This is a genomic window from Streptomyces sp. YS415 (assembly GCF_023544665.1).
In the GTDB taxonomy this organism is placed as follows: Bacteria; Actinomycetota; Actinomycetes; order Streptomycetales; family Streptomycetaceae; genus Streptomyces.
This window is the reverse complement of sequence record NZ_JAMJFL010000048.1, coordinates 24,192-30,572: the sequence shown is the minus strand read 5'-3', so window position 1 is coordinate 30,572 and position 6,381 is coordinate 24,192. Positions and strand designations below refer to the sequence as shown.

The following is a 6,381-nucleotide window of genomic DNA, read 5'->3' as shown; positions in this document are numbered from 1 at the left end:
GGGGCGGCGGGTGAATGCCGACTCCAGGGCGCGGTCCAGGCTGTCCCCGATCGATTCCACCATCGTGGGCTACTCCCCTTCCCCGGCCGTCTGGTCGGTCTTGATGAGGTTGGCGATGTTGAACACGCCGCCGTGCTCTTCGAACTGCTGCTCCGCCCACAGGACGGTCTGGGTGCCCTGGTGCTTGACCATCCCGGGCGAGACCCCGAGCCGGAAGCCGCCCGGCACCGGCTTGCCCTCGGGCGTCTGCGGCAGGACGTCCAGCGGCGATGGGCCGGACGAGGGGTAGACGATGGCGTCGGTGCCGATCGCGACCGGGTACAGGTCGGCGGCGGCCGCCGTCTTCATCAGCTTGCGGTGCAGGCCGGTCCGCTGGCTGGCCAGCACGGCGGCCCGGATGTCGGGGCGCCACGTCTCCCGGTTCAGCGCCGGATAGGGCTCGTAGTACGGCACCTGGCCCCGGCTGCGCTGGCGCAGCTTGCCGATCGCGCCCTTCGCCGTCGCCTTGATCGCGGTCTCCAGCAGCGCCATCGTGGGGTCGATCTGCTTGCGCCGTGCCATCGCGTCCAGGAACTCCTGGCCGGCGAGGTCGGTGGTGACGCCCATGTCGGCCATCGTTGCCACGTACTCGTCGCGCAGCCGCTTGTACCAGGAGTCGAGGTAGCGGCCGGTCTGGGTGCGCACGTACGCCTCGATCGGCGCGACGTCGAAGCCGAGTTCCACCGCGTAGGCGACGGTGGGCGTGGCGTACCAGGCCGGGCCGGTCGGGCGCTCGCCGGTCGGCGTGAACGGCGAGGGGAGCCGGTCGCCGTCGACGGTGCGGCCGTTGATGCGGACACGGGACAGGTCCACATGGGAGAGGTCGACCAGCCATGAGCCGGGCAGCGCCGGGTCGAACTTCGGGTTGCCGGTCAGGTGGGTCGGCCCGTTCAACCCGACCGTGAGCCCGTTCGCGGCCGCGGCGAACGACATGTTGATGTCGACGACCACCAGGTACGGGTTGGCGCACTCCTCATCCGTCAGCGGCCGGCACCAGTCGTACGGGTCCTCCATCAGCATCTCTGCCGGAGTACGGATGTGGTGGCGGGCGAACCCCGCGTCTTCAGGATCGGGTGCTCGTCCGGCACCTCACACGGCACGACGTCGTACTTGGCGGTGATCGCGTCGTCGATGAACGCGGGCTTGAACTCGCCGGTGGCCGGGTCCCTCTCGGCGCGGGTATGAATCGCTCATAGAGTTGGAGTGCAACACGCGGGCGGGTAAGCCGTACAACGACTGTTTGACCTCTCGCAGCGAAGGTTGAGCATTCTCACCGAACATTGAGTGCTTGGCTTCGACAACGGGAATTGACCGCTTGGCAGCGGGATTCGGCCCCACTTAGCGATCTTTCGGGCATGCTCTGCCAATGGATCTTGGCCCCACGCAGGCCGCGCGGCATGCTGATCCAGCACGCTGGGCTCGACGTGCGGGCATGACAACCGGACGGACCGCCTCGGTTCGGCGGCGGATCATGAGCGTGGTAGCCGCCCACGGGAGTAGCCCACGCGCAGTTGTCGTGTCGGACCCGGGAACAGCTTCTGACGCCCCTGGGGGCATCCGCAGATTCGGCGGGCACCATGGACGTAGGAAACCGAGATCAGTGGCTCGCCGGGGGAAACTGTGTCGGATGTGAGGCCGTCCTGGAGCGAGAGGCTGGCCGGCATATGGGGGCGCGCGGAGTCCACCGTCACAAAGATTGTTCTCGCCGCCGTCTTCGCCTTAGGACTGGTCGCGCAGTTTGTGAAGCCCGTCGGTGACGCCTTGCAGGGCAAGGTCTACCTGGGCGGCGCACTACTCACTGCGGTGAGCTACGTGCTCTACAGCGAGGTGCAGCGCCTTAACGTGGCGCACACGATCCAGCAGGAGACAGCGCAGGCCATGACCGGTGCGGTGCGCCAGCTCGAAGAGGAATTGCAGCGGCTGAACGCGGTGCTGCGTCCTCGGGTCGTGCTCAGCGCGGTGCAAGACGAGGTCCGCCAGACGCTCGAAGCCGGGGGAACCGTGCAGTTGGCGGCGATGGGGTTCACCGGCGAGACGTTCACCTTGGGGGTTAAGAGCATTCTGCAGAGGCTGAGCAGGGACCCCTTGCGTAGAGTGCATCTGCGGGTTCTGGTACCGGATTTCACCAAGAAGATCGAGATCCCGGGCCAGGTGGACGCCGACGGCAAGGCCTCCGACGCTCCGCGGTTTCGTGAACACCTGAGGCGCATGGTCGTGGAGCACGAGCGTGGTCTGAGGGCCCACATAGGGCGGATGGCCGTAGCCGGGCAGGGAACCCTCACGGTCGAGTTCCGCGTGCTGCACATGTCACCCTCGCGCAGGCTCTACTTCATTAACAGCGACGTGGTGTACGAGGGGTCCAACTACAAGCTGGTGCTGCGCCCCGACCCTGAACCCGCAGCCGCCCCCGACCCGCCAGGGTCGGATACGGCCAGGGCCTCTCTCCTGGACGTCATCGGCAACGACCCCCTGCTGGACCGCTGGTCTCTGGACGGCGGCGACCAAGCCCGGAAGATCATCGCAGACCGCCAGGAGTTCTTTGAGACGCTTTGGCTGTTGGCCCGCGAAATGACACCGGCAACATGTGACTGAGCGCTTTCGTTTGGCCAGAGTTCTGGGAGGGCAGTCGAGGCCGCAATGTTCGCTGAGAATGCTCAACCTTCACTGCGAGAGGTCACTGTTCGTGCAGTTCAGAGCTGCAACAGGGGGTGGGTTGCAGCCCGGCGTTGCGCCGCCTGTTGCAGGCCCGTCTTCCCGAAGGACCGAGTGCGGCATGGTGACGTTGCAGAACCGGGGCCGGCCTACGAGCTGATGGGGAGCTCCACCGTGTCCGTCGCGTTCCGCATCAGGTGCTGCCTATGTGCCAAGAACATCCCGCTCGCTGGGGACGTCATCGCCCTCGATGGCGAGTGGCAGCGCCGCTACCCGGACATGCGCGGCACCCTCGCCTGCGAGCGGTGCGTCGTCGACCGCAGCTGGAACTGCTGCTGCACCACCTCCGAGGGCGGCTTCGTCGACGGACACGTCGCCGCCCGAGGGCCAGGTCGACGTCGACTCCTGGAGCCATCACCTCGAGCGCGGCACTTACCGCGCCCTGGTGCAGGCCCACCCTCGATCCGGCCTCATCCAAGGGGCCGAGGCGTACCTGCGCAGCATCCGGCCCGCAACACCGATTCCGAGTTCGCCGTCATGCTGCGCGCGGTCATCCGGGAGTGGGACGAGCAGCACAGCCGCCCCAGCGTGCTGCAGCCGGCCAGGCCACGCCCTCCAGCCAGCCGCCCACTGCCTGCGAGCCGCCTACCGGTGCCGGCGGCCGCGACCCTCGATATGACGGTTGAGGATGTCCCGCCGCGCCTGGTGGGATCCGGCGGGCAGAGCGCACTCGGCATCCGGCTTGGCTACGAGTGAGCCTTGTTCAATCGGGTGTATTCCTTGGCCAGTTCGACCCGTGAGCGGTGCGGGCCGCTCAGCGTGGTGCACCGCTGCTTGGGTTCCTGGCCGCAGTCGGGGCAGGTCACCTCGTACACCCGCCACGGCCGCCGCGACCGTTGCTGTTCCCTGCGTTCGTCGATGATCGGCTGCAGCCGCTCGTCATGCGGCACCCGCCGCATCTCACCGGGCATGGTGTCGACGGCGCATTGCTGGCCGCTGTTCGCCCCGCAGCGCGGGCAGCGACTCTCCAGCCACCTCTTGCGGGTAACTTGCCGATGGAGGAGCGGAAGCCGCTTCTCTTGTCCGGGCTGGAGAGGGCCTGCGGTGCGACGTACCCGCTCCCTCCAGGCCTTGACCCTTGCCTGACGATGCTGCCCGATCTTGCCGGCCTCGCTCGCTGCCCGAAGCAGCTCACGGACCTTGATCCGCAATACGTCCGGGTCCGGGTCGGGGGGAAGTTGGTCAAGGTCCTCGAGGAGAGTGTTCAGGCGCTGGCTCCTGGCCGCCGCAATCGCGGTGAGGCAGCTGTCAGCCGCGTCGATCACGCGGCCCTCCTCCTCGGAACAGGCACCTTTGGCGGCCGCCTTGGCATGCCGCAAGAGCTTCTTGACCTTCCCGGCGCGCTTCTCGGCCACCGCCTGTTCCAGGCTGGCGAACAGCGCCCTGCGGGCCCCGACTTCCTTCTCGATCCACAGGAGGCCGGAGCGCAGGGCGGCATCCAGCTGCTCCTGCAGCCGCGGGCTCACGCCGGCGATCTCTGGTATTTCGCGGCATACCGATTCAGCCAAGGTGATGGACTCGGTTCGGCGGGCGTAGAGCAGTTTGCGCAGCAGCTCCCGAGCCCGGGTGTCCTGTGCCGAGTCCGTGCTCTGCCCCGGCGTCCACTTCACGGGTGCCGCCGCGCTGCGCGCCTGGATGATTCGCTGGACCGCTGGCGTCGACAGCCCGCGCTCCGTCACCTCGCACTCCTCCAGGGCGAACCACTCGGTGGGCCGCGCGAAGGCCTCGGTGCCGATCCGCACCCGCCTGCTCGTGTCCTCGCTGTCCAGGCGGATCCGGTGCACGTACCAACGCCGGATCAGCGTGTCCCGGTCGACCGGAACGCCCAGGCCGAGCACCGGCTCCAGGCCGTCGTCCCACACCGGCGCCACCACCCGGTCCAGGTGCACACGCAGCGCGCCGCGCGGCCAGCGGATGTCGACGACCGAGCCGAGCGGCGCCCCGGCCGAGCCGGTGTACTCGAAGCTCGCCTGCTCGCCATGGCCGGCGAGCCAGGCCGCGGCCGCCGACCGCACGTACAGGTGATCCGCGCTGTTCACGCCGCGGGCGCGGCGCCCGCAATCGTGCGGCAGTCCGTCCGGAGCCGGGTGATGGGCGAAATGACAGGCGCGGTCCGTGTACAACTTCGTGGTCAACTGACCACCGCAGCCACCGAGCAAAGTCCCGCACCAGAAGGTCTCGCCCTCGTAGCGGTGGCGGAACACGTCCAGCTCGATGGCCTCCATCGGCAGCATCAGCGGCTCTTCCGACTCCGCAGTACTCAGCACCGCCGTCTGGATCCGCCGCCTGTCAGCCTGCACAAACGCTCCCTTCGCGTCTCGCTTATTGTGTCAACTCATCGTGTCACCAGGGTCGTTCACCAGCCAGAGGGACTAATACGCGAGGGCGATGCCGCCACCTGATCCGTCATATCCGTCTCCGTTCTGCTGGTCATGCCGTTCTACCCAACGACTGGGGCACGTCTTTGCTGGACAGCGTTCCGGCCCTCTCCGCGCGGGCCCGGCGCAGGGCCGCGGCGCGGGAGACGTCGGCCTGACGACGGCGCTCGGCACGGACAGGCTCGATCGAAGCGGACGCATCGTCCGACACGACGTCGGGCTTGGAGAACGCGCGGCGGGACAGTTCCCGCATCGCAGCGGTCTGTCGCTCCACCGCTTACGCGATGTGCGGGTCCACCCGCGACGGCGGCGGCGCCGCCTCCTGGTGCGCGGCGAGCGCGCGGCGGCAGCCATCCGAGGCGGTCTCCCGTGTATGGGGCGGCTCGGAGGGTGCGGCAGCCGGCTCGGGATCGGAGTCGGCTGGCTCGGGCAGCGGCACCGTGCCGGGCGCCAGGATCCGCAGGGTGCGGACGACCGTGCGACTGCCGACTGGTTGGCGGCCGCGATGATGCGGGTCTGCTTATTTGGGGGCGGCCTGCGTCGCCGGCCATTCGATGGTGAGGCGCGTACCACTGGCGCCCTGCGGATTGATCTCCAAGCGCCCTTCAACGGTCTGGTCTGCGGTGCGGTGGACCAGGAGCACCGGCTTGCAGACGTCGGTCAGGGTGACAGCGGGGTGGTCATGGTGCAGCCACCTGTCCAGGGGGTCCGTCATCTGCGGCTGCGGGGAGACGGTTGTTGTGAGGAGCAGGGGCACCTCGATGCGGATGTCGCGTACGGACTGCAGGAGGTCTTCGGCGGCGGTCGGCGGCTCGTAGTCGAGATCATCGATGGGGTCGTACTGCGCCGGGATGTGTCGGGGGTCAGGCCGTAGCCGTTCGTAGCGTTCGATGACGACGAGCTGCGGCTGCTGGCCTCGGGCAGGGGAGAGCAGACGGTTGTTGATGTAGTCCGGGGTGGGGTGTTCTCGCGTTTCGATGGCGAGAGCGGGTGGTGCGGTCGCGGGTGGGGTGGTTGTGAAGAGCAGTGTGTTGATGCCGTATGCGGCGCAGTGCAGCGCGATGTCTTGTCCCGCACGCGCTTCCGCCGTGCCGTCCTGGGTGATGAGACCGGCTTTGTGCCGGAAGACCAAGTCCAGGGCGGCAGTGAGCTGGGGCCATGGTGTAGGGATGGGTGCGCGTGGCGCCGGTAACGGATAAGCCGCATTGCGTTCGGCTGGCTGCTCGGGCATCGTCGATGTCCTTCTGTCGGC

3 protein-coding genes and 1 pseudogene are annotated in these 6,381 nt (G+C 68.2%); 1 reads left to right on the top strand and 3 read right to left on the bottom strand.

Translation table 11 applies throughout. From position 1 onward, the window contains the following. Window positions 1-69: 69 nt before the first annotated feature. A pseudogene (locus M8H82_RS34330) lies at window positions 70-1,220 on the bottom strand (transcriptional regulator); the annotation flags it as partial. Window positions 1,221-1,659: 439 nt separating this feature from the next. Between M8H82_RS34330 and M8H82_RS34325 the strand changes: the two are divergent. Continuing rightward, entirely contained in the window at window positions 1,660-2,631 is a 972-nt protein-coding gene (locus M8H82_RS34325; protein WP_250079291.1) for an ATP/GTP-binding protein, read from the top strand. An 806-nt stretch (window positions 2,632-3,437) separates the two neighbouring features. Here M8H82_RS34325 and M8H82_RS34320 read toward each other — a convergent pair. Continuing rightward, on the bottom strand, window positions 3,438-5,051 hold the full coding sequence (locus tag M8H82_RS34320; protein WP_250079289.1) for a hypothetical protein: 1,614 nt from the start codon (window positions 5,049-5,051) through the stop codon (window positions 3,438-3,440). A 598-nt stretch (window positions 5,052-5,649) separates the two neighbouring features. After that, the gene (locus M8H82_RS34315) at window positions 5,650-6,360 is read right to left on the bottom strand and encodes a hypothetical protein (RefSeq protein WP_250079287.1); all 711 of its coding nucleotides are present in this window, start codon (window positions 6,358-6,360) and stop codon (window positions 5,650-5,652) included. Window positions 6,361-6,381: the final 21 nt, after the last annotated feature.

Bases quoted from the DNA above. Each gene is read 5' to 3' on its own strand.
- M8H82_RS34315 (WP_250079287.1), bottom strand. From the start codon at position 6,360: ATGCCCGAGCAGCCAGCCGAACGCAATGCGGCTTATCCGTTACCGGCG.